This is a genomic window from Penaeicola halotolerans, from assembly GCF_016464625.1.
Lineage (GTDB): Bacteria > Bacteroidota > Bacteroidia > Cytophagales > Cyclobacteriaceae > Penaeicola > Penaeicola halotolerans.
Genome location: NZ_JAEAGO010000003.1, coordinates 591,850 through 615,644 on the forward strand (window position 1 = coordinate 591,850; position 23,795 = coordinate 615,644).

26 protein-coding genes are annotated in these 23,795 nt (G+C 41.6%); 14 read left to right on the plus strand and 12 right to left on the minus strand.

Going from position 1 to position 23,795, the window contains the following annotated elements; all coding sequences use genetic code 11:
* Positions 1–5: 5 nt before the first annotated feature.
* The 5 genes from I5349_RS10180 to I5349_RS10200 all read left to right on the plus strand — a co-directional run bounded on the left by I5349_RS10180 (position 6) and on the right by I5349_RS10200 (position 5,057).
* Positions 6–1,073 carry a branched-chain amino acid aminotransferase gene (locus tag I5349_RS10180; RefSeq protein ID WP_226390654.1) on the plus strand — a complete coding sequence of 356 codons (1,068 nt, stop codon included), beginning with the start codon at positions 6–8 and terminating at the stop codon, positions 1,071–1,073.
* Between the two features lie 106 nt (positions 1,074–1,179).
* A complete protein-coding gene (locus tag I5349_RS10185; protein WP_226390655.1) occupies positions 1,180–1,686 on the plus strand; it encodes a hypothetical protein in 507 nt (168 codons plus the stop codon).
* A 58-nt stretch (positions 1,687–1,744) separates the two neighbouring features.
* Positions 1,745–2,840, plus strand: a protein-coding gene (prfB, locus tag I5349_RS10190; RefSeq protein ID WP_226390656.1) for a peptide chain release factor 2 whose coding sequence is annotated in 2 segments (ribosomal slippage) — positions 1,745–1,804 and positions 1,806–2,840 — 1,095 coding nt in all. Because the reading frame shifts where the segments join, the coding sequence is not laid out codon by codon here.
* A gap of 39 nt (positions 2,841–2,879) precedes the next feature.
* Entirely contained in the window at positions 2,880–4,064 is a 1,185-nt protein-coding gene (locus I5349_RS10195; protein ID WP_226390657.1) for an MFS transporter, read from the plus strand.
* 282 nt (positions 4,065–4,346) lie between these two features.
* Positions 4,347–5,057, plus strand: a complete 711-nt coding sequence (locus I5349_RS10200; RefSeq protein ID WP_226390658.1) for a lysoplasmalogenase family protein — start codon at positions 4,347–4,349, stop codon at positions 5,055–5,057.
* Positions 5,058–5,079: 22 nt separating this feature from the next.
* Here I5349_RS10200 and I5349_RS10205 read toward each other — a convergent pair whose 3' ends face one another.
* From I5349_RS10205 to I5349_RS10220, 4 genes are all read right to left on the minus strand, one after another.
* Positions 5,080–6,438, minus strand: coding sequence for a M24 family metallopeptidase (locus I5349_RS10205; protein WP_226390659.1), 1,359 nt, complete (start codon positions 6,436–6,438; stop codon positions 5,080–5,082).
* 11 nt (positions 6,439–6,449) lie between these two features.
* Positions 6,450–7,007, minus strand: a complete 558-nt coding sequence (locus tag I5349_RS10210; protein WP_226390660.1) for an acyl-CoA thioesterase — start codon at positions 7,005–7,007, stop codon at positions 6,450–6,452.
* A gap of 67 nt (positions 7,008–7,074) precedes the next feature.
* Positions 7,075–8,421 (minus strand): MATE family efflux transporter, encoded by a 1,347-nt coding sequence (locus tag I5349_RS10215; RefSeq protein WP_226390661.1) that lies wholly within the window; start codon positions 8,419–8,421, stop codon positions 7,075–7,077.
* A 2-nt stretch (positions 8,422–8,423) separates the two neighbouring features.
* On the minus strand, positions 8,424–8,984 hold the full coding sequence (locus I5349_RS10220) for an NUDIX domain-containing protein (RefSeq protein WP_226390662.1): 561 nt from the start codon (positions 8,982–8,984) through the stop codon (positions 8,424–8,426).
* Positions 8,985–9,026: 42 nt separating this feature from the next.
* On the opposite strand from I5349_RS10220, the gene rnhB reads away from it, so the two are divergent.
* The 3 genes from rnhB to I5349_RS10235 all read left to right on the plus strand — a co-directional run bounded on the left by rnhB (position 9,027) and on the right by I5349_RS10235 (position 11,502).
* The gene (gene rnhB / locus I5349_RS10225) at positions 9,027–9,632 is read left to right on the plus strand and encodes a ribonuclease HII (protein ID WP_226390663.1); all 606 of its coding nucleotides are present in this window, start codon (positions 9,027–9,029) and stop codon (positions 9,630–9,632) included.
* A 68-nt stretch (positions 9,633–9,700) separates the two neighbouring features.
* A complete protein-coding gene (gene gcvT / locus I5349_RS10230; RefSeq protein WP_226390664.1) occupies positions 9,701–10,795 on the plus strand; it encodes a glycine cleavage system aminomethyltransferase GcvT in 1,095 nt (364 codons plus the stop codon).
* Positions 10,795–11,502 carry a 2-phosphosulfolactate phosphatase gene (locus I5349_RS10235; RefSeq protein WP_317194241.1) on the plus strand — a complete coding sequence of 236 codons (708 nt, stop codon included), beginning with the start codon at positions 10,795–10,797 and terminating at the stop codon, positions 11,500–11,502. Before gcvT ends, I5349_RS10235 begins: the two co-directional genes overlap by 1 nt.
* Before the next feature lie 103 nt (positions 11,503–11,605).
* Here I5349_RS10235 and I5349_RS10240 read toward each other — a convergent pair whose 3' ends face one another.
* The 4 genes from I5349_RS10240 to I5349_RS10255 form a co-directional block, all read right to left on the minus strand.
* Positions 11,606–12,184, minus strand: a complete 579-nt coding sequence (locus I5349_RS10240) for a hypothetical protein (protein ID WP_226390665.1) — start codon at positions 12,182–12,184, stop codon at positions 11,606–11,608.
* A 67-nt stretch (positions 12,185–12,251) separates the two neighbouring features.
* Entirely contained in the window at positions 12,252–12,641 is a 390-nt protein-coding gene (locus I5349_RS10245; RefSeq protein ID WP_226390666.1) for a helix-turn-helix domain-containing protein, read from the minus strand.
* 105 nt (positions 12,642–12,746) lie between these two features.
* Positions 12,747–12,881, minus strand: a complete 135-nt coding sequence (locus I5349_RS14310; RefSeq protein ID WP_226390667.1) for a type II toxin-antitoxin system HicA family toxin — start codon at positions 12,879–12,881, stop codon at positions 12,747–12,749.
* A 365-nt stretch (positions 12,882–13,246) separates the two neighbouring features.
* Positions 13,247–14,680, minus strand: coding sequence for a S1C family serine protease (locus I5349_RS10255; RefSeq protein ID WP_226390668.1), 1,434 nt, complete (start codon positions 14,678–14,680; stop codon positions 13,247–13,249).
* A gap of 199 nt (positions 14,681–14,879) precedes the next feature.
* Here I5349_RS10255 and I5349_RS10260 point away from each other — a divergent pair, with 199 nt between their 5' ends.
* The 4 genes from I5349_RS10260 (at position 14,880) to I5349_RS10280 (ending at position 19,995) form a co-directional block, all read left to right on the plus strand.
* Positions 14,880–16,385, plus strand: coding sequence for a GH3 auxin-responsive promoter family protein (locus I5349_RS10260; protein ID WP_226390669.1), 1,506 nt, complete (start codon positions 14,880–14,882; stop codon positions 16,383–16,385).
* Between the two features lie 21 nt (positions 16,386–16,406).
* Positions 16,407–17,582, plus strand: a complete 1,176-nt coding sequence (locus I5349_RS10265) for a 1-deoxy-D-xylulose-5-phosphate reductoisomerase (protein WP_226390670.1) — start codon at positions 16,407–16,409, stop codon at positions 17,580–17,582.
* Positions 17,582–18,916 carry an RIP metalloprotease RseP gene (gene rseP / locus I5349_RS10275; RefSeq protein ID WP_262895382.1) on the plus strand — a complete coding sequence of 445 codons (1,335 nt, stop codon included), beginning with the start codon at positions 17,582–17,584 and terminating at the stop codon, positions 18,914–18,916. The genes I5349_RS10265 and rseP overlap by 1 nt, the downstream gene beginning before the upstream one ends.
* Before the next feature lie 140 nt (positions 18,917–19,056).
* Positions 19,057–19,995 (plus strand): DUF6263 family protein, encoded by a 939-nt coding sequence (locus I5349_RS10280; RefSeq protein WP_226390671.1) that lies wholly within the window; start codon positions 19,057–19,059, stop codon positions 19,993–19,995.
* Between the two features lie 79 nt (positions 19,996–20,074).
* Here the strand turns inward: I5349_RS10280 and I5349_RS10285 are convergent, their stop codons facing one another.
* The 3 genes from I5349_RS10285 to I5349_RS10295 form a co-directional block, all read right to left on the minus strand.
* Entirely contained in the window at positions 20,075–20,395 is a 321-nt protein-coding gene (locus I5349_RS10285; protein ID WP_226390672.1) for a 2Fe-2S iron-sulfur cluster-binding protein, read from the minus strand.
* A 3-nt stretch (positions 20,396–20,398) separates the two neighbouring features.
* Complete coding sequence (locus I5349_RS10290; RefSeq protein ID WP_226390673.1) at positions 20,399–21,400, minus strand: NAD(P)/FAD-dependent oxidoreductase; 1,002 nt, start codon at positions 21,398–21,400, stop codon at positions 20,399–20,401.
* An 83-nt stretch (positions 21,401–21,483) separates the two neighbouring features.
* Positions 21,484–21,918, minus strand: coding sequence for a MarR family winged helix-turn-helix transcriptional regulator (locus tag I5349_RS10295; protein ID WP_226390674.1), 435 nt, complete (start codon positions 21,916–21,918; stop codon positions 21,484–21,486).
* Between the two features lie 98 nt (positions 21,919–22,016).
* Between I5349_RS10295 and I5349_RS10300 the strand changes: the two genes are divergently transcribed.
* Positions 22,017–22,430 (plus strand): YciI family protein, encoded by a 414-nt coding sequence (locus tag I5349_RS10300; RefSeq protein WP_226390675.1) that lies wholly within the window; start codon positions 22,017–22,019, stop codon positions 22,428–22,430.
* Here I5349_RS10300 and I5349_RS10305 read toward each other — a convergent pair.
* On the minus strand, positions 22,427–23,263 hold the full coding sequence (locus I5349_RS10305; protein ID WP_226390676.1) for an aminotransferase class IV: 837 nt from the start codon (positions 23,261–23,263) through the stop codon (positions 22,427–22,429). The two genes, I5349_RS10300 and I5349_RS10305, sit on opposite strands and share 4 nt — an antisense overlap.
* Before the next feature lie 116 nt (positions 23,264–23,379).
* Between I5349_RS10305 and I5349_RS10310 the strand changes: the two genes are divergently transcribed.
* On the plus strand, positions 23,380–23,784 hold the full coding sequence (locus I5349_RS10310) for a MerC domain-containing protein (protein ID WP_226390677.1): 405 nt from the start codon (positions 23,380–23,382) through the stop codon (positions 23,782–23,784).
* Positions 23,785–23,795: the final 11 nt, after the last annotated feature.

Below are 23,795 nucleotides of genomic sequence, written 5' to 3' on the forward strand. Positions count from 1 at the left end.
AACCCATGTTTGATATCTCTAATATCTCCATTGAAAAGATAAGTGAGTCAAAAATCACTCAAACTGATTTTGATAACCTTACTTTTGGTCGTGTATTTTCTGACCACATGTTTGTAGCTGACTACAAAGATGGCGAATGGACCTCTCCTAGGATAGTACCTTATCAAAAACTAGCCATCAGTCCTGCAAATGCTACACTGCATTATGCACAGTCGATATTTGAAGGACTCAAAGCTTACAAAGACCAAAATGGTAACGCCTTGATCTTTCGTCCTGAAGCCAACTGGGCAAGGATGAATGAATCAGCTAAAAGAATGTGTATGCCAGAAATCCCAGAAGAAATCTTCATGCATGGACTAGAGGAATTGATCAAACTGGATAAAAACTGGATTCCAAATCAACCTGGCTATTCGCTCTATATCAGACCTTTCATGTTTGCTACGGATGAATATGTAGGTATACGACCTTCGGACACCTACAAGTTCATCATTTTTACTTGCCCTGTGAGTAAATATTATGCAAAACCTGTAAGAGTCAAAGTGGAAACCAAATTCACGAGAGCATTTGCGGGAGGTACTGGCTATGCCAAAGCTGCTGGAAACTATGGTGCGGCACTTTATCCTGCTAGACAAGCGCAAAACATGGGGTATGATCAACTCATTTGGACAGATGGACTTTCTCACAGCAAGATCGAAGAATCTGGCACGATGAACGTCATGTTTATCATCAATGACACCCTCATCACCGCTCCAACTGACACAGGCACTATCCTCAAAGGAATCACTAGAGATAGCGTGCTCACACTGGCAAGAGATAAAGGGTTGAAAGTAGAAGAAAGATCTCTCACAGTAGAAGAACTTTATCAAGCACTAGAGAATGGTACGCTCAAAGAAGCGTTTGGAACAGGTACAGCTGCGACTATCGCCAATATCGAATTGATCAATCTAAGAGATAAGGACTACACACTTCCGACTCCTACGGATAGCTACTTCTCTAAGCAAGTCTATAAAACACTCGATCAAATCAAAACAGGGCAAATCCCCGATAAATTTGATTGGATCAAAACTATCTAATCGAAACTCCCTTCGGGGAGTTTTTTTATCCCTAAACCTGAAGAGACTAATCATTTATTCACTTTTTGCATGAAATATTAGTATTTTAGGGTCGTTTCTAGTTTATATGAAAAAGACATCCGCTGCACTTTTAGCATTTCTCCTTATTTTTTTAGTGGCTTTTGCAAGTCACGGTCAAAGCTTCAAGTATCTTCAATTCCGCAAAGGAGTCAAAGACAAAAATGTCTTCAGATACTATATAGGTCAGTCTATCACTTATCAGCAAAAAGGCCTAGACTACTTTATGACGGATGTTATTGTGGATCTCAAGCCTGATCTGATAGTTTTGAGGGAAAATATCATCTCACCTGATCAGATAGAAATCGTAGATATCAGAAGCAAAGACACGCGTAACTACACCTTGCGAAATCTCACAACAGTACTGGGTGCAGCAGGCCTAGGATACATCGCCTTAGATATGCTCAATAATGACTTTGATGTCGATCGAAATGCCCTGATCATCTCAGGATCGCTACTTGGTAGTGCCTACATTATGAGTAAACTCCGCTACAAATATTTCCGCACAGATCATCCTAGAGCTAGGGTCAACATTCTCATTTTTGGTGAGGATTAAATTCGGAAATCACTGAAAATAACGCGACATTTGCGTTTCAAAACAATTAGACAGAATCATGACTAGCGAACAGCTAAAGGATTTGAAGGCGCGTATCACGGCCTTGAGGAGGTATCTTTGACTACGACAAGAAGAAAGTCGAAATAGCAGACGAAGAAGCTATCACCACACAGGCGGACTTTTGGAATGACTCCAAAGAAGCCGAAAAAATACTCAAACAAATACAAACCAAGAAAGTCTGGACCGATGCCTATGAGGACATCGAGACCAAGACTCAGGACTTAGAAGTACTCTACGAATTTTACGAAGCAGATGAGGTAGAGATGGAGGAAGTGGACAAGCAGTACCAAGCTGCGATCACTGCACTAGAAGATCTCGAACTCAAAAAGATGCTCAGCACAGAAGAGGATCAGCTCAATGCTATGCTGGAAATCAACCCTGGAGCAGGAGGTACAGAAAGTAACGACTGGGCCTCTATCCTGATGAGAATGTACATCATGTGGGGTGAAAAAAACGGCTACAAAGTTCGTGAAGTAGATCTTCTAGAAGGCGAGGTAGCAGGTATCAAATCCTGTACGCTAGAGTTTGAAGGACCTATGGCTTATGGTTTTTTGAAAGCTGAAATTGGCGTACACCGATTGGTCCGAATCTCTCCATTTGACAGTGGTGGGAGAAGACACACGAGCTTTGCCTCAGTCTATGTGTATCCTGTGGTAGATGATACGATCAATATAGAAATCAGCCCTGCAGACATCGAGTTTCATACCTCTCGCTCTGGTGGTGCTGGTGGACAAAACGTCAACAAAGTAGAAACCAAAGTACAGCTAACGCATAAGCCAACAGGAATTGTAGTGGTCTGCCAGATAGAACGCTCTCAGTTGGCCAATAAGGAAAAAGCCATGCAGATGCTTAAATCTAGACTCTACCAACTAGAGATGGAAAAGCGTAATGCAGAGCGTGCCAAGGTAGAAAGCGGCAAGATGAAGATAGACTTCGGGTCTCAGATCAGAAACTATGTCTTACATCCATACAAGCTCATCAAAGATGCGCGTACAGGACATGAAACCTCAGATGTACAGCATGTACTTGATGGTGGCGGACTCAATGAGTTTATCAAAGCCTACCTCATGCAAGATGAAGAAACAGAAGACTAAAATCAGTAAGGGAGTATCAAAACTCCCTTTTTTCATTCGATGACCAAAAAACAATCGATTTACACACTTGACTTCATGTTGCTCTGCTTGGGCTCCTTTTTTTTCTTTGCTAGCTTCAACATGATCATCCCTGAACTGCCAAACTATCTGACCAAGCTTGGTGGGGAAGATTATAAAGGACTCATCATTGCACTTTTCACTTTGACAGCAGGACTGAGTAGGCCTTTTAGTGGTAAGCTAGCGGATAAGGTGGGACGTGTACCAGTAATGATCTTTGGGGCTTTGGTATGTCTAGTGATGAGTTTGATCTACCCGATCATCACGACTGTAGCAGGCTTTTTACTACTTCGGTTTTTTCATGGCTTTTCTACTGGCTTCACCCCAACAGGTATCTCTGCCTATGTAGCAGACATCATCCCACTCTCTCGCAGAGGAGAAGCAATGGGCATACAGAGTCTCTTTGGCAGTTTAGGCATGGCTTCAGGCCCTGCACTTGGTGGCTATATTGCTAGTATTTGGGGACTTTATCCGATGTTTTATACATCATCTTTGATTGCTTTTTTAGCGATGGGTATCCTTTGGAAGCTTAAAGAGACATTGGAAGAAAGAACGTCCTTTTCTTGGCAACACCTCCACATCAAAAAAGATGAAATCCTGGAACCAAGAGTACTAGCCCCCTCTTTTATTCTACTGTTGACAGTATTTTCATTTGGTATTGTCCTGACGATCATCCCTGACTACAGTACCTTCTTGGGAATTCAAAATAAAGGTTTATTCTTTAGTGTTTTCACCATTTCTTCACTGGCTATTCGCATCATTGCAGGTAAGACTTCTGATAAATATGGCAGGATTCAGGTACTGAGAGTAAGCACTTTTTGTCTATCGATAGCTATGATCCTCATAGGCATTGCCTCCGATAAATTTAGCTTTCTCTTAGCGGCTGTACTCTTTGGTGTGGCTGTCGGTATGAACAGCCCTACGATCACAGCGTGGACGATCGATCTAAGTCATGATCAGAGAAGAGGTAGAGCTCTAGCCACTATGTATATCGCACTAGAGGCAGGAATAGGTCTCGGGGCTATTTTCGCTGGCTGGATTTATGCCAATCAATCTGAAAACTTCAAGCACACTTTTTGGCTGGGTGCCATCATCTCCTTTATCGCCTTTCTTTACATGGTTTTAATCGCAAAGAACAAAAAACAGACCACAAAAGTCAATTCTTAGAATATTACAAGTTAAAGACCAACTCTTTAACTAATTTTTATTATACAATAAATTAATTTATTGTAATTTATTAAACCAAAAGCGATAATCAAACTATTCAAAAATACTTGGTTTCATAAGGATTTGAAATACTTCCATCAAAAATCTAGTAAATCTACTTAAAAGCTTAGTTGAAATAAATGAGATTTTTTTTAAGAAAGGTCGAAAAATCACCATTTTGTGGTATTTTATCGATAAAGTTCAATCCGTAAATTGCAGAGCATTTACACCTAAATAAACTCTATGGTTCAAAAATCTACTGCTTGGTATATGTTATTTCTTTCCTCACTAATCATAGCTATTGTTAGCTATATCGGGGAAAGCTATTGGCTACACCTTGTCAGCAAGCCTATCATCGCAATTGCACTAGGTGGCTACTTTATCTCCAAGCTGAGAACTTGGGAAAGTGAAGCTAGTACTTTGGTAATTGTAGCCCTGATATTTTCAGGCTTGGGTGGGATATTTTTGATACTTCAGGAGCAGGTTGAATTCTTTTTCCTGCTAGGTGCAGGTGCGTATATCGTAACACAGTTGAGTTATGCATGGAGTTTCAAAAAGCGACTGGCTGAAAATCATCAGCTTCATCCAAGTCAAATTAAAAAAAGCTTGAAATTCATCATACCGATAGCCATCCCGTCAGTCGCTTTTGTCTTATACGTATCCTATACTTTCAAAGACTTCTTCTTACCCGTGATGATCTATGCACTATCCCTTGTGTTTTTGTTGATCATGTCAGCTCTCCGATATAAGCTAGTCAGTAAGCAGAGTTTCTACTATGCTTTTGGGGGTACTTTTGCTCTGATTCTCAACTTTCTGATTATTTGCTCAGACTTTTTTGCAAATATGGTAGAAGTGGGAGAACCTGTCTTTATCTTCCTCAATGCCGCAGGCCAGTGGATGCTCATCAAAGGCATCTATCTTGATCTAAATGAAGAAGCAGACCTTAGTAAATAGCCTGCTTCTATTATTTTGATTATCAATTTCCTAAATGAGGTTTCAGTCTTGGAATGGTTAGAAGTTTTGTCTGCCTGCCGTTGATATACCTCACAGACTCTCCATCAAAGAACGCATCTTCTTCTAACATGACTCTGATCTCTTTGTCCCAAGCTTCTATATATACAGCTGCATTGAGTTCTATAGAATAGCAAGTATTAGGATAAAGTGGATAATCTCCAGACCCAGGAGTATCGCCTTGATTGTCCCACATACCAATAGTCGGGCCTGCAGCGTGTCCATGATAGCCAATCGGATGGGTATAGATAGTTGCTTTGATCCCCTCCTGTCCTGCTTGAGCACGAGCTGCTCTTAGGATTTCATTCCCAGATCTACCCGTCCTAAACTGAGAAGTCAAGATATCTTGTAGTCTATTGCCTTCTTTGAGTGCCTCCACCAGATAAGCAGGAGGTGCAGTCTCTGTTGGCTTCAAGACATAGGCCAGCTGTTGCGTATCTGTATTGAGTCGCAAATAGGTAATACCAAAGTCCACATGCAGTAGGTCTCCTGGCTGTACAGTCTGTGTATCTGGGCGTTTAGAAAATGATCTCAAATGATCAAAAGACTCAGGATCTGCTCGCTGAATATCTACAGTAGGGTGAAACCAAGCAGTCAAACCTAAATCAGCGATTCGCTGTCTGTACCACCACACGATATCCTCCGTAGTCGTCACCCCTGGCTGTACTACCTTCTCAGAAAATCCTTCAGCAATGATCTGATGAGCAATCGCTACTATTTGCTGGTAAACGACCATTTCACTAGGGGTTCTTGTCTCTAGCCAACCTACAGCCACTTTTTCTGCAGACACTATTTTCTGTGCATCCGCAGGCCTAAGGTTAGCCTTGAATAAAGTCAGCTCCGTGGCATTGATACCATCTGCATGACCATAATTATCAGAAGTATTGACTGCTATTTTCTTTGGCTTCTTACTAGCCACTAACTCTGATAGAGCTTTCCACTGATCAGGTTGCTGATCTGGGTTCCAAGCACGCTTGAAAGCCTCACCTACATCATAGCGTGCTATAGCCATCAATTCTAAATCTTTGCCTGCTCCAGGATCATATACTACCAGGATAGTCCTTCTTCTAGCTGCCATCCAAGTAGATGGTAGCAGTGTTTTGATCACGGGATCTTCATTGTACTCTCTTGATACGATCACCCACATATCAATTCCCTCTCTACGCATGATTTCTGGGAGTACAGTCTTGACTCGCTCTGCAAGCCACTGATCGATGAGGGCAGACTGGTCTTTGACACTAAGTACTTTAGGTGTAAACTCCTGTGCCATACTGATCATAGAGGCACAAAGCAAAAAGGTAAATAGGGTTATTTTCTTCAACATAGGGTTTGGATTTAGTCTTTTCTTTTGATTTGACAACGCTGACCTTCGAGCAATTGGTTGAGCTCTTTGAGGTCATACTTGGATTTGGCTTTAGCAAGATCATCTTGATAATGCTGTTTGAAATCCTTTCGCTTGATAGCTTCCGCAAATCGCCTGATATCGGTCTCAGTTTCTAAAATAAGCTCTGGCACGCGCATGGGTTTGTCGTCATCTCCTTTGGCAACCATGGTGAAATAGCAAGTGTTGGTGTGTTTGACTGTACCTGTTTTGACATTTTCAGCGATCACTTTGATCCCAATGATCATAGAGGAATTACCCACATAGTTAACCGAGGCTTTAAGAGAAACGAGCTCTCCTACCTCTACTGGCTGGAGAAAATCAACAGTATCTACAGAGACAGTCACACAGTAGGCTCCTGAGTGTTTGGTAGCGGTAGAATAGGCAACTTTGTCCATGAGAGAAAGTAAAATACCCCCGTGAATTTTGCCACCAAAATTGGCGTATGAGGGGATCATCAACTCGGTAATAGTAGTTCTAGAAAAACTTACAGTTCTGGCTTTTTCTTGCATAAAAAGGTGTATGGGTCTATTTGATCTGAAATCAATAGCCCAATATAAGGAAAAGCCACCGATATCTTTAGGCTTTGTGCAAGAGTCGCTTGCTCAGCGTGTCGAATCTATAGAAAAGTAAAACTGCTGCCACTGTCAATCCAATTAAAAGCCCTATCCAAATCCCTTGGGCGCCTAAGTCTAACTTAAAGCCTAGCAAATATCCAATCGGAAGACCTAATACCCAATAAGCTACCAGCGTGATAATAGTAGGTACTTTCACATCCGACATTCCTCGCATGGCCCCTAAGCCTACGACTTGGATACCGTCTGACAACTGGAAGAATGCCGCGATAATCAATAAGCCAGCTGACATCTGAATCACCTCCACATCATCGATATACAGACTTGGAAGGAAAAACCTGAATGAAACAAAAATCAAAGCCGTCACTAACATAAAAACAGCCACCATCCCGAAGATGGTAAAGCCAGCCTCACGCAGTGTTTGGATATCTCCTTTCCCAAGTTGATTTCCTACACGCACAGTTGCAGCAGCAGAAAGTCCAGAGGCCATCATATAACTCACAGAAGCGAGGTTGATCGCGATCTGGTGACTAGCCAGTTGGTTTACACCCAGCCAACCCATCATGATGGCTGCCGCACTAAAAGCACCTACTTCAAAGATAAATTGCAGGCCTGTGGGAACTCCTATTTTCACCATTCGAGTGATCAATGGTCTCGAGAATTTTTTGAACTTAAAACCTTTAAAATACTTCTTATAGCGCTTAGACCAAAGCACATAGACGATCATCATGATTGCCATCAATATCCTTGAGATGAGAGTAGCCCAACCAGCACCCATGAGTCCCATCGGCTCGAAACCAAACTTACCAAAGATCAAGATGTAGTTAAAAAGTACATTGAGACCATTGCCGAAAATAGTAATGTACATCGCCTGCTTGGTCTGGGATAGACCCTCTGCAAATTGCTTAAAAGATTGAAAAATCATCAAAGGAACAATCGAAAAAGTAATCACTCCAAGATATGGGATAGCATCTCTCACTACCTCCACAGGCTGCTCCATATGATACAGTAGGTTAGAAGCCGCCAAGACCACACCAAAGAGTAAAAATCCTGAGACAGTATTGATCAAAAGGCTATTTTTGATGATCTCTCTAATCTGCTTACGATTATTTTGGCCATCTGCCGCTGCCACCAGTGGAGTCACCGCATAGCTGATCCCGATACCAAACATGAGTACGACCATAAAGATACTATTGGCTAGAGAAGCAGCACCCAAAGGCTGCGCACCCAACTGCCCGACCATCATGCTATCTGCCACCCCTACCAAGACCTGTCCTAGCTGACTCAGCATCACTGGATAGGCCAATAAAAAGGTCGTTTTAACGTGTTTTTGGTATTTCTCTACTAGCATGATTAGTGTTTATTAGACAATTCGATTTCTCCCAACATCTTATCCAATTTTAAAATTCCAGCGACACTGATCGCATCGGTAATTTCTCCATCCATGACCATTCGGACTACCTCTTGGAAAGGTAGCTTTTTGATCTGAAGATCTTCTGTATCATCAAAATCTGTCACACCCTCAGTCAAGTCCTCTGCTAAAAAGACAAAACCTTCCTCGTCTGTCACAGAGTTAGAAGTGTGTAAGTGCATCAATAGCGTCCATTTCTTGGCAGTCAAGCCTGTCTCTTCTTTGAGCTCTCGTTTAGCAGTCTCCAGCGGATCTATCGCCAAAGCTCCTCCACCCATCGGTATTTCCCAACTATAAGCATCCAAAGTATAGCGGTGTTGACCTACTAGCCATGTATGCTTTGACTCATCTAAAGCGATGATGCCTATGGCCTTATTTTTAAATTTTACTTTGCCATAAATCCCCTTTTTCCCACGAGGAGAGATGACATCATGCTCTTCTACTTCTATCCAAGCATTTTTATAGACTTCTCTTTGTGCCAGTTTTTTCCAGAGATTTTTCATAGAACCCTTTTCATTTTTACAGATTAAAAAGAAATTGCCAAGATGTTATCGTCCTATTTGCATGATCACTTGATAGAGGCTGGCTGTGATGAGGTTGGCAGAGGCTGCTTGTCTGGACCAGTGGTCGCGGCTGCTGTCATCCTGCCAAAAGACTATCACCACCCGCTCATGAATGACTCTAAAAAGCTGCGCAAAAATACGCGAAAAAGCCTCGAGAATGAAATTAAAAATGCAGCAATCAGTTGGGCAATCGCTGAGGTCAGTCCTCAAGAAATCGACCGTATCAATATACTCCAAGCGTCCTTCTTGGCCATGCATCGCGCCATTGATCAGTTAACTATCAAGCCTGAGCACTTGCTCATCGATGGTAACCGTTTTAAAGCTTATCGGGACATCCCTCACACTTGTGTGATCAAAGGAGACGGCAAGTATCTCAACATCGCTGCGGCTTCTATTTTGGCTAAAATATATAGAGACGAACTCATGGAGAAGCTCGCTGGAGAGTACCCTCACTACGATTGGGAAAACAATGCTGGCTATCCAACAGCCAAGCATCGAAATGGTATAGAGATACATGGCGCTACACCACATCATCGCATGTCTTTCAAACTGCTTCCTGATCAGCTCGATTTATTCGATAGCATCTAGCCCAAAGGCACGATCAATTCAATGATTTGCTTACATTTGCATACCCAAAAGCACAAAATATTATTTCGATGGAATTAAAGAAAGTTGCCCTCAATGACCTGCATGAAAAACTAGGTGCCAAGATGGTGCCCTTCGCAGGATACAATATGCCTGTCAGATACTCCTCAGATATCGAAGAACACCTCACTGTCCGCAATGGCGTAGGTGTATTTGATGTTTCTCACATGGGAGAATTCATGGTGACAGGACCTCATGCCCTTGACCTGATTCAAAAAGTAACTTCTAATGACGCTAGTAAACTCGTCATCGGACAAGCCCAATACTCTTGCTTCCCTAATGCCACTGGTGGTATCGTAGATGACTTGATCGTCTACAAGATGGCTGAGGAAAAATACCTCCTCGTGGTCAATGCATCCAATATTGAGAAAGATTGGAATTGGATCAACTCGCATAATAGCATGGGTGCTACACTGGAAAACATCTCTGACACCATGTCGCTCTTCGCTGTTCAAGGCCCTAAAGCCTTCGAAGCATTGCAGTCACTCACTCCTATCAATCTATCACAGATCAAGTTTTATCACTTTACAGTAGGTGAATTCGCTGGAGTATCAGATGTGATCATCTCTGGTACTGGCTATACAGGCGCGGGAGGATTTGAGATCTACGTCCGCAATGAAGTCGCTGAGCAAGTGTGGAACAAAATCTTTGAAGCTGGTAAAAACTGGGACATTAAACCAATCGGCCTAGGTGCGAGAGATACCCTCAGACTAGAGATGGGCTACTGCCTCTATGGCAATGACATCGATGACACCACTTCTCCTATTGAAGCAGGACTAGGCTGGATCACGAAGTTTACTAAAGACTTCATCAATGCTGAGCAAATCAAAAAGCACAAAGAAGAAGGTGTTAGTCGTAAGCTTGTGGGATTTGTGCTACAAGAGAAGGGCATTCCTAGAGGACACTATGAAATCCAAAATGCTGCTGGTGAGAAGATCGGGGAAGTTACCTCAGGAACTATCTCTCCTATGATGAATGTCGGTATCGGTATGGGCTATGTAGCTACCGAATATGCCAAGCCAGATACAGAAATCTACATTGCGGTCAGAAATAAGCAATTGAAAGCTAAAGTAGAAAAACTACCGCTCTACAAAGCCAACTCATAATGATGCATCAAATAGACGTCTGCCTCACTCCTGAGCTATTGCACCTCTATGATCTCAAGGGCAAGATCGTGGTGATCGTAGATATCCTACGCGCTACTACGAGCATGACCAGTGCTTTGGCCAATGGCGTGGCAGACATCACTCCTGTGGCTACTGTGGAAGCTTGTCGTGACTTGCAGTCGCAGGGGTACATAGCAGCTGCAGAGCGAGATGGCAAACAAGTAGCTGGCTTTGAGTTAGGTAATTCCCCTCTAGCTTATTTGGATGGAGCCTTTGCAGGAAAGAGACTCGCCATGAGTACAACTAATGGTACCCTTGCTATCGAAAAGTCTAAAGCAGAGGCAGCAGAGGTGATCATCGGCTCTTTTCTCAATTTGCTAGCCGTCTGCGACTATATACAGACGCAGCAAAAAGACGTCTTGGTACTCTGTGCAGGTTGGAAAGGGAAGTTCAACATGGAGGACACACTCTTTGCAGGCGCTGTGGTAGAGAGTTTGGTGGCTACACATACTTACAGCTGTGATGCCCCACTAGCTGCACAGCGTCTGTATCAAGTTGCCAAAGAAGATCTGATCGGCTTTATGTCAGTCGCTTCGCATACCAAGCGCTTACAAAACCACGGCATCGAAAAGGATATCGCTTTTTGCTTTCAACTTAATGAGTACACGATAGTCCCCAAACTTCGGGGCAGTGTCTTAACAAAATAAGAAAAGGACGGTCTAATGATCGTCCTTTTTGGTTAGTACTGCTCAAAATATTCCTGATCTATCGCAACAAGAAAGAGAAAAAAATTCAGCCTTTTTATTCATATTAATAAGGAAGATTTAAAACTTTAATTCGCCCTTGTGCTTCAAGCTTTTGCAAAATTGTGGTAAATACCTCTCTTGACTTTTCTAGCACTTGTAATGACTTTGGCTGATACTTTGAGCTCAGCATTAAAACAATCGAATCATAAGTAATAGAATAATGATTATATCGTCCATACTTTTCTATTGATATCTCTAGATCTGGAAAAGCTATACTTAATTCCTCTAGGTAGCTAATAGGAAGACAATGTTTTAAGGCATTATCTGATAGCTTAAATTCCAATTGATGCTTTTGGCCAAAAAATTTCTTCCAAACAGCCTTTGGCTTAATTTTTATCAAAATCTCTTTTGATAAACTTATTGGGCTAATAATGCTAAAACTACTCCCTATCCCAATAGAAGCACCTAAATCAGCAGACTTATTAAACCTATTTTCATAAAAAATATCAAATCCACTAAAAGCCTCCTTAGCTGTATAAACTTCTAACTTACCATGGAAGTAGTGTCTCTGACTACTAAGGTCTTCTAACTGAAACCTATCAACGAAGGTCTTCCAATTCTCTTCTATTTCTCTCCAGTTCAATATATATCAATTAAGTTTTAAAAGACCTGGGGCTTAACCATTTGGTGAAAGACAATTAATTTCTTTCTTATACAAGGCTTATATCAGCTAATTCCTTACCAATACTTTGGATGCCTCTGATTATTTTATCCGTTTGTTTAGCAGATGGCTGCTTTTTCCCTCGCACATATTGAGATAAAAGCGTTGGATTCATTCCAATTCTTTTAGCTAAGAAGTTTGCGTTGAGAACCTTGTAGTATTGAAAAAACTGCTGTAAATCTAGATTTAATTTTAGGTTTTCAGCTGATACTTCGTATCCAGACTCCTCATAAGCCAAGTTTAGTGCTTCAATTAAATTTGAATAAAGCTCCGGAACGTCTTTAGCAGTAGTAAATACACTCATATCATCAGTATAGGCTGAATAGCCTGTATCTGTTTTCTCTACTGTAACGTCTATTTTTTTCTTCAAAGCCTTCATGATGCTAAATTTCAATTCCCGCTTGTTTGAAAAGTTTTTTTGCTAATCCTTTACCTAGTTCTTGTGAACTAGCCCCCAATAAGTGTCTAACTTTTTGGGGGCACTTCATTGACTACCGTGATTTGGGAAAATAATAATCCCCTCCTTTGTTTCATGTTTAAGTTTAACATGAGATCCTTTTTGGGAGATAGGATACCATCCATCTTTCTGAAGTATTCTATAAGCCTCAGAACATTTCATAAACAAAAGTAAATATTAATTTACTTTTTATCAAATTTTTAGACTGTCTCTTGTCATCCTTGATACATGAAACAGACCTAATGAAAGAAGGATCTTTTTATAACAGCGATTAACATACTTTAGAATTTAGCTAGTGGGACAGCTTCACTTATCTTAGGTTATCCTTCCTCCCTTCGTTAGGGTGACAAAACGGGCAAGGGATTAAAAATGGTTTGAGTTAGCGTCTATAGTATATCTTAAATGATAAGAGACGCCATGAATGGACGTCTCTACGATGGGAAGGTGTAAATGTGTGAATATAGAAATTAATAAAGAGACGCGATAAATCGCGTCTCTACGTGTTGGGATGTTATATTGGAGGATGATTACTGCACATTGAAGACATCGTAGAAGCGCTGTCCTCGTGCGGTGATGCCTTCTATCAAAAGTCTTCCTGTGTATTTTTCTAGCAATTTGACCAGTTGCTCAGGATCGTCTACGGGCTTTTGATTGATCGCGGTGATGATGTAACCCTCTCCGATCTCCATGCGCCTCACAAATCCTTGTGCACCTACTTGGCTGACTTTCACGCCTGACTTGATCTTGTAAAGTTCTTTCTCCACTTTAGGAATGCTCTCAAAAGTGGCCTGTAGTAACTCCGAGCTATACACTTTTCGCTGTACGACTCCTGTCTCTCCATTGATATTGAGCAGGGTAGCGGCCGTCTCAGCACGTTTGCCATTGCGGATATAGCCTAGGTTTAGTTTGTCCCCTGGGGATTTGTAACTGATGATTTCTTCGAAGGCTCCCCTACTTTTGATCGGTTGGCCATCGATAGATACGATCGCATCCCCTTTTTCTAGTCCTGCTCTAGCAGCTGCTCCATCTGGCGCGATATAGCTTAGCACCACACCATTCAGTGTATTGAGTTTCAACTCCTCTGCGATTTCCTGAGAAAGATCTACGGTCTCTGCACCGATCAGGGCCTTTTGCACTTCTCCATAGCGGATGATGTCTGCCACTACTTTTTTGACGATATCCACAGGGACAGCAAAGCCATATCCTGTGTAGCTACCTGTCTGAGACAGGATCGCTGTATTGATCCCTACGAGTTCGCCACGGCTATTGACTAGCGCGCCACCTGAGTTGCCAGGATTGATCGCAGCATCTGTTTGGATAAAAGATTCAAGTGGGAAATTAGCTTGTAGGATATTGATTTGACGCTCTTTGGCACTGACGATACCAGCTGTCACGGTAGAAGTCAAGTTGAAGGGATTACCCACTGCGAGTACCCATTCTCCTATTTGGAGATTGGACGAACTACCAATCTGTATGGCGGGTAGGTTTTCTGCCTCCACTTTGAGTACTGCCAGATCTGTGGAAGGATCCGTACCGACAAGCCTTGCACGGTAAGTTCTTTTCTCATGGATCACCTCGATCACTTCTGCATCTTTGATCACGTGGTTATTGGTCACGATGTAGCCATCTTTGGAAAAAATCACTCCAGAACCGCTACTTACTTTTTGTGAAGGACGGGCATTGAAAAACCAGTCGTAAAGGTTGTAGCGGTTATAGTCTGTACCTGCAAAGTTTTTGATAAAGACCACCGAAGAAGTACTCTTGCGAGAAGCCTCTACGAAATCTTCTCCTACGGCTACTGTCCTGCTTGGTTGGTTGGTCATTTGATAGAGACCTTGCTGAGTACTATCCGCTACCTCTTGGTACAAAATAGGCTCATCAGCCTTTATCCAATCCCAAAAAGAAGCTCCCGCCAAACCTGCCACAAAGGCTATCATGATTACTTGTATCTTCCCTTTCATATCGCGCTATTTTTTGATGATTTCACAATTTTCAAATCCCTCAGGATGTTTTATCACTAAGACAATTCACCCTAGATACTTAGCAAAATAAATGCGAGTTGCATTTTAATTCATGAAATTAACTTTTCTTAACAATTGACCGATATATTAAAGCTCTTTGAGGCAGAAAAGCGGTCAATAATTGTAAATTTGTCAGTCTATGGGAATCGTATCAAGCTTAAGTAAGCCATTTGCTAGCTATATCGTCAAGGATCAGAAAAAGTGGTCTTTGGCAGCTGCCGCACATCAAGATCAAATATTTAACAACCTGATCAAAGTGGGTGGCCAAACACTTTTTGGCAAGGATCACCACTTCGGAGATATCAAAAACTACGAAGATTTCAAAAAACATGTTCCTGTCAGGGACTATGAGGAATTAAGGCCCTATGTAGATCGTATACTCGCAGGGGAGTCAGATATCCTTTGGAAGGGTAAGCCCGCTTATTTTGCTAAAACCTCTGGCACCACTTCTGGCACTAAGTACATTCCCATCACCAAAGATTCTATCCCTAACCATATCAATAGCGCGAGAAATGCTCTTTTGACCTATATCCATCAGTCTAAAAATGCTCGTTTCCTTGATGGAAAATTGATCTTTTTATCAGGAAGTCCTGTACTGGAGCAGCTTGCAGGCATCAATACGGGAAGACTCTCGGGTATTGTCAATCACCACGTGCCGGGCTATCTTCGCACCAATCAGCTACCGACATACAAGACCAATTGTATAGAGGATTGGGAGGCTAAGCTAGAGCGTATCATCGATGAGACCATTCACCAAGACATGCGCTTGATCTCTGGGATTCCGCCTTGGGTACAGATGTATTTTGACCGTATCCAAGAGCGAACAGGAAAGCGCATCGAAGAAGTATTTCCTAATTTTTCCCTCTTTGTGTATGGTGGGGTGAATTTTGAGCCTTATCGTGCCAAGCTCTATGAAAGTATCGGTCGAAAAGTCGATTCTATAGAGACTTACCCTGCTTCTGAGGGCTTCATCGCTTACCAAGACAGCCAAGTAGATCCTGGCTTACTCCTCCTACTCAATAGCGGTATATTCTTTGAGTTTATCCCAGCAGATGAGTATTTCAATGAAAATCCCACCCGACTCCGCATAGATGAAGTGAAGTTAGATGTCAACTATGCCTTGATCATCAATAGCAACGCAGGACTCTGGGGCTACTCGATTGGAGATACGGTCAAGTTTATTTCCAAAGACCCTTATAAACTCTTGGTGACAGGCCGTATCAAGCATTTTATCTCAGCTTTTGGAGAGCATGTGATCGGAGAAGAAGTAGAAGGCGCTATGAAAGAGGCCGTCTCTCACCATCCCGAGGTAGAGTTGATAGAATTTACCGTAGCTCCTCAAGTCACGCCTAGCGTTGGACTACCGCTACATGAGTGGTATATAGAATTTGCACAAGCTCCTAAGGATATGGCTGCCTTTGAGCAAACACTCGATCAGGCACTCATCAAGCGCAACAGCTATTACAAAGACTTGATCAAAGGTAGTATCTTGCGACCACTACAAGTCATCAGCTTAGAACGAGATGCTTTTAGAAATTATATGAAAAGTCAAGGTAAGCTTGGTGGACAAAACAAAGTGCCTAGGCTAGCCAATGATAGAAAGATCGCAGACGAGTTGATCAACTTTAAGAAAAATGCGCTATAATAGGTGCGAAATTAGTAAACAGTGAAAGAAGCATCCCATAAAAAACGCATCGCCATACTCGGCTCTACTGGCTCTATCGGCACGCAAGCCCTAGAAGTCATTAAAGCCAATCCACAAGCTTTTGAAGTAGAAGTACTGACCGCTCAGAACAATGCACAGCTTTTGATCCAGCAGTCGCTGGAGTTTAAACCCAATGCAGTCGTCATAGGCAATGAAGCACTTTATCAGCAAGTAGCAGATGCGCTACTCCCCCACTATATCAAAGTATATGCAGGGGAAAAAGCCCTCGCCCAAGTTGTACAAATGGATACTATTGATCTAGTCTTGACTGCTTTGGTAGGTTATGCTGGCTTGATTCCAACCATAGAAGCCATCTCAGCGGGTAAAAATATCGCGCTGGCCAATAAAGAAACACTTGTGGTCGCTGGAGAGCTTGTCACCCAACTCGCCCAAGAGAAGGGAGTCAATATCTACCCTGTGGATTCCGAGCATTCGGCTATTTTCCAGTGTTTGGTGGGGGAATTTCACAATCCAATAGAAAAAATCATTCTTACGGCATCAGGTGGCCCCTTTAGAGGAAAGGATCGTGCATTCTTGTCTAAAGTTACCAAAGAGCAAGCACTCAAGCACCCCAACTGGGATATGGGCGCTAAAATAACTATAGATTCTGCTTCTCTGATGAACAAAGGCTTAGAGGTCATCGAAGCCAAGTGGCTCTTTGCGCTCAATACTGAGCAAATAGACGTGATCGTACATCCTCAGTCTATCATTCATTCGATGGTACAGTTTAGGGACAGCTCGATCAAAGCGCAGATGGGACTTCCAGACATGAAAGTACCCATACAGTTTGCCATGACTTATCCTGACAGACTGGCATCAGACTTTCCACGTTTCAACTTCGTAGATTATCCAGCGCTGACATTTGAAAAGCCCGATTTGGAGACTTTTAGGAACTTAGGACTGGCCTTTGATGCTTTAGCTAAAGGAGGTAATATGTCTTGCATCTTAAATGCTGCTAATGAAATAGTCGTGGCAGCGTTTTTGAAAGATCAAATCGGTTTTCTAGAGATGTCAGATGTCATAGAAGCATGTATGCAACAAACAACTTTTATACACAAACCGTCTTTAGAGGATTATGTGGAGACTGACAAAGTCACCCGTGAAATAGCAATACAACAGATTAAAAAATATAATTAATGGAAACTTTAATCATGGTAGGACAGCTTTTGCTGGGTCTATCTTTACTAGTAGGATTACACGAATTTGGCCACTTGATCACGGCTAAGATGTTTGGCATGCGTGTGGAGAAATTTTCAATTGGTTTTCCTCCTAAAATTTTTGGTTTTAAAATCGGAGAAACTGAGTATTCACTCAGTGCCATTCCTTTGGGTGGTTTTGTGAAAATATCAGGGATGATTGATGAGTCTCTAGACACAGAAGCTTTAGCCAAAGATCCAGAGCCTTATGAGTTTCGCGCTAAGCCAGCTTGGCAGCGGCTGATCGTGATGCTCGGAGGTATCATCGTCAATGTCATTATCGGTATTGTCATTTTCGTAGTCCTAGTGTACAAGCAAGGTGAAACCTATGTACCAAAAGCTGAGATCGATGAGAATGGTATCGTAGCTTATGAGCTAGCACAGCAAATCGGTCTGCAAACTGGTGACCGTATCATCAATGTGAGTGGCAAGCCTTATGATAGACTTTCTGACTTATACTCTCCAGACGTCTTGTTAGATGACAACACTTACTACACAGTAAATCGTGATGGGGAGGAAATCAAAATAGACATCCCTGCAGGATTCATAGATAACTTCTCTGAAGAAAATGCAGCAGCGCGTTTTGTCAGTATCAGAGCTCCATTTACAATTGCGCAAATAGAGCCAGGATCATTTGCGGAGCAAGCTGGTCTGCAGGTAGGAGATCGTATTCTTTCTATCAATGATCAGCCGATTGAGTTTTTTGACCAGTTTCAAACCATAGTCCAAGATTATAAAGGTCAAGATGTAAACCTACTGGTAAGTAGAAAAGCTAGTGATGATGAAAATGCACTTGCTTCTCCTGTAGAGATCACTGCTACTGTAAATGAAGCAGGTCAGCTCGGTTTTTACACACAGTTAGATATAGACTATGCGACTAAAAGCTACAGTTTTGGACAGTCTCTGAAAGAAGGCACAAACAAAGCGTTCGGGGTCGTATTCGTCAATGCCAAAGCGATGGGTAAGATGTTCACAGGGGATGTCTCTCCTAAAAATCTTTCTGGACCTATCGGTATTGCTAAAATATTCGGAAATGAGTGGGACTGGATCAGGTTCTGGGCTAATGTGGCTTTGATCTCTATGATTTTGGCCTTTATGAACCTACTACCTATACCTGCGCTAGATGGAGGACATGTAGTATTCTTACTCTATGAGATGGTATCTGGTAGAAAACCTTCAGACAAATTCCTCGAAAATGCGCAAAAAGTAGGTATGGTCTTGCTTTTGACCCTGATGGTCTTTGTAATAGGTAATGATATTTGGAAACTTTTCTAAAGTCCAAACAAATCAGAAGGTGAGAGAAATCTCGCCTTTTTTTATGCACTAAAAAGTCCTAGCAAAATTTAATCTTACCTAAATAATAATATATACTGAATTAGCTGTATTTTAGAACTTTAATTACAAAACTTAGAACAATGAAAAAATCAATCAGCTTTTTAGGCGCGATAGTAGCAGTAGCACTTTTTGCCTTTAACATGTATGCTCCTGTAGACTTGAAGTACAACTTCAAAGTAGGAGATAAATTCTCTGTGGAACAAACCACAGATCAGACCATCACACAAAATGTCATGGGAATGGAGCAGGTAGTGACAAACAAAGTTACTGGAACGCTTTACTTTGAAATAGTAGAAGTAAAAGATGGTATTGCAAAAATACAAACACAGTATAAAAAGCTTCGCAATGAGACTAATAACCCTATGCAAGGAAATCAAATAATGGATAGCGAAGGTGATGAAAGCAACCCACAAAATGCCATGTTGAAGGCTGTCAAAGATAAGTCCTACTATGTGTTCTTGGACAGCAAAGGAAATGTAGTCAAAACAGAAGGCACTGATATTATCATGAATGAAGTAATCAATTCTCTAACAGGTGAAATGGCTACCATGAAAGATCAAGTTAAAGCCGGTCTAGAAGCAACCCTTGGAGAAGAAGCCATCAGCTCTTCTATGGGTTCTTTGTTTTTACTTTATCCAAGCACTCAAGTAGAGCTTAATCAAGTATGGGAAAACAGTAATACGCTGAGCAGTATGTATGATCTCCGCTATGACAATATTTGGAAGCTGACGGAAGTCACAGGAACTACTGGAAAAGTTAGTGGAAACTCTAATATCAAAGTAGCTGCTGAAGAGAAGGTCATGGAAATCCAGCCTGGAATCGATGCTAAAATAAGTCTATCAGGTACTCAAAATGCCCTTTACAATGTGGATTTAAGCACTGGATGGTTTAGCACAGCGACTATCACTTCAGATATCTCTGGTACGATGACGATCTTAGCTACTAACCCAATGATCCCTGAAGAGATGTCTATTCCTATGAGCATTCAATCAGAAATTACTTACAAATTGATCAAATAAGAATTGGATCGATAAGCATAAAAAAGGGAAGCAAATCTAGATTTGCTTCCCTTTTTTATTAAATATCATCGCTTACCACCTATACACCATCTCCTTTAAGTCTGAATACCATACCATTCATCTCCTCAGAGATTTTGAGTTGACAGGCTAGCCTGCTAGTAGGAGTGATATTAGGTAGTGTATCAATCATGTCTAGTTCTGCATCATTTGGTTCACCGAGATTTTCTTCCCCTGACAGCACTTCTACATGGCAGGTAGCACAAAGCGCCATCCCTCCACAAGTAGCTAGTACCTCATAATCAGACGCTTTGAGTACTTCCATGAGACTTAGTCCCATGTCTTCAGGAACTTCTACTGTTTTACGTTGCCCATTATAGTCTTCTACTTCAAAATTTACCATAGCTTAAAAGGCAGGTACCCCATTGACAGTTGTGTATTTGAAACTTAGTTTTTGATCTGGGTAGACATGCTTAAAAGCACTCTGCGCCATCAAGGCTGCTTCGTGAAAGCCACTCAAAATGAGTTTTAGTTTGCCTGGATATGTATTGATATCACCGATCGCATAAATCCCTGGTACATTGGTGCTATAATCAAAAGTATCTACTGAAATAGCGTTCTTATCGATGGCTAAGTTCCAATCAGCTATAGGACCTAGCTTTGGACTGAGTCCAAAAAGTGGTATTAAATAATCAGTTTCTACAGTGATCTCTTCTTCTTTGGTGGTCATCGACACTGCGTTCAAATGTCCATTGCCACTTAAGGCCTTTAGATTGGCACTTAGGACAAGGTCTATTTTGCCAGCTTGTGCAAGCTCAAAAACTTTTTCTGCCGAGTCGGGCGCTCCTCTAAAAGTCTCATTGCGGTGTACTAGTGTCACGCGCTCTGCTACATCAGCGAGAAATATCGTCCAGTCTAGTGCAGAGTCACCTCCACCAGCTAGTACCACACGCTTGTTTCTAAACTTCTCTGGATCTTTGACCATATAGGCCACTCCTTTACCCTCAAACTGCTCTAGATTTTCTAAGACTGGTTTTCTTGGCTCAAAACATCCTAATCCGCCAGCGATCACGACTGCTTTAGCTTCAATGATCGTGTCATCTGAAGTGGTCAATCTAAATGATCCATCAGCCAATCTCTCCAATCCATCTACTCTTTCACCAAGTGAAAATGTAGGCTTGAATGGCTCTATCTGCTTCATCAGATTGTCTACAAGCTCCTGTGCCTTCACTTCAGGAAACCCTGGGATGTCATAAATAGGTTTTTTAGGATAAATCTCTGAAAGCTGACCACCTACTTGAGGGAGTGCATCTACTAGATGACATCTCATCTTGAGTAATCCTGCTTCAAATACGGCAAAGAGACCCACTGGACCAGCGCCTATAATGCATATATCTGTACTTATCATAGCGTCTTTATTTCGAATTCATAACGAAATGAAAACCTAAAAGGTTTGTACAAATATAATTAGTGTAACAACTATTTTTATCCTTAGAGGGATAAATTATCATAGATTGTATTAAGGGTTTTCTTGAAGTGCTCAAAATCAGCATCTGTGAGGTTCTCCCATGCTTTAACCCTAATGGCGGCTATCTGAGGTTTGAGTTCGGATACCTTCTCCTGACCAGCAGGAGTCAAGCTGATGATGAAACTCCTACGATCTTTGGGGTGAGGGTTACGAACTGTCAGGCCTTTCTTACAAAGAAGGTCAATGATACGTGTCAGTGTTGGATGATCTTTGAATACCAGCTCGGCCAACTCTCTCTGATTGAGCTGCTCATGTTGATCCAAATTACGCAAAACCAGCCATTGATCAACTGTCACTTCAAAGTTGAGCTCTTTGAACTTTCCTTGAGCATATTGCTTAACCCTACGTGCAGTTCGATCCAATAAAAATGAATATTGCGTGTATTTTTCCTTAGCCATATCAACTATTAGTATGACAAATATACTCAATGCTGGTTAAAATGTTGCTGCTAAAAATTCGATTGATTTTTCTACATTTGATGAAACCAATGACAAACATGAAAAAGTTACTCATTATTTGCGCTATTTTCTTTGCTGGTATGCAGCAAATCCATGCTCAGCAAAATGCCAAAGCAGCTACAGAAGTAGAAATGAAAACCTATTATATGGTTTTCTTGAAGAGTGGGGAAAATAGAAGCCAAAGCAAGGAGGAAGCAGATAAAATCCAAGCTGGACACATGGCTCATATCAATAAGATGGCAGAAGAAGGTGTCTTGATCCTTGCTGGGCCATTTTTGGATAATGGTGATATCAGAGGGATATTTATCTTTGATGTAGCAAGTCAAGAAGAAGCTGAAGCTTGGACACAAAAAGATCCTGCTGTGATCTCAGGAAGACTCGTTATGGAAATCCACCCATGGTATGGTCCAAAGGGACTCACTTATCAAGGCGCTCCGACCAAAAAAGATTAGTAAACAGAGAGCATTCGTTCTTCAAGCTGCTCAAACTGCTGCATCAAATAAGCAGTCCAGTAGCCAACTTGTCCATCTCCTATGTGCTGATCATCTACGCTCACCACTGGCAATATACGCTTGGTTGTACTGGTGATAAATGCCTCGTCTGCACTAGCCAAGTCAGCTAGACTGATTGCTCGTATTTTCACCTCAAGCTTCGATTTGGCTAGTTCAAGGACTCTTTTTCTAGTGATCCCAAAGAGGATATTTTCATAATTGGTGATCAATTGATTACCTTTTATGATAAAAAAATTAGCTCGCGAACTTTCTGATATTTCTTGGCCCTCGTAGTAGAGCACATCTTCAGCTCCTTGAGCTTTCCACTGATGACTGAGCCAAACAGGATAAGCGTAGTTAGTCGTCTTAATCTTCGGCATGCTTCTAACAAACTGTTGTTTAACTAGCTTCACACCTACTCGATAGACTTCATCCGATGGCATGTGCAGTTCCTCTGATCGGATCATAAAGCTAGGCTTTCCTGGTCTGAATGCATTCTCTGACACTCCGCCTGTCAAGACTAATCTAATACCCGACTGCGGCTCTGCATTGATCCTGATGAGTTCGGCTATGAGTGACTTGATCTCTCCCGCTGTATAATCTATTGGCAAGTGCATCTCTTTAGCAGACTTCAAAAATCGCTCGATGTAGTCCTCTACAAAAAGCGGCACAAAACGCTTCGTTCTCAAAAAATCAAAAACTCCATATCCTCTTAGGATACTGATGTCTCCTGAGTCTATGAAGCATTTGTCGGCTGTTTCAAAGCTTCCCTGAAAAAAGTGTGTTCTTGCCATATCTATTTGCTAAGCCTCTAAAATAAGGAATTACCACAGCGCTACAATTAATTTTTATTTGAGCGTCCATTAATTATTTTATTGTTTTATATTTGCAACAATATTGCATAAACAGCATGAGCAAAATTTTAAAATCTAAAGCGGACTTCCTAGGCGTGAGCAGTGCCTCACTCTGCTTGTTGCATTGTCTAGCGATACCTATTATACTAAGTTCAAGTAGCTTATTTGTATCTATTGACCATGATGTATGGCACCTACTTGACTTTATCTTCATCGGTATAGGACTGAGTGCAATCTGGTATGCCAGTCAAAACTCCTCCTCTCAATGGATGAAAATTGCCTTATGGACCGTTTTCAGCATTTTTTCCTTATCCTTATTAACTCATGAATTATTGCGGTTCTCCTATTACATTTCATTGATCAGCAGTATTTTATTGATAATTCTGCATATTATCAATTGGAAATACTACCGTATCTGCCGAACTACTCGTAAATTGGCTAAGGAAATTCAATCAGCGTAAATTAATCAATC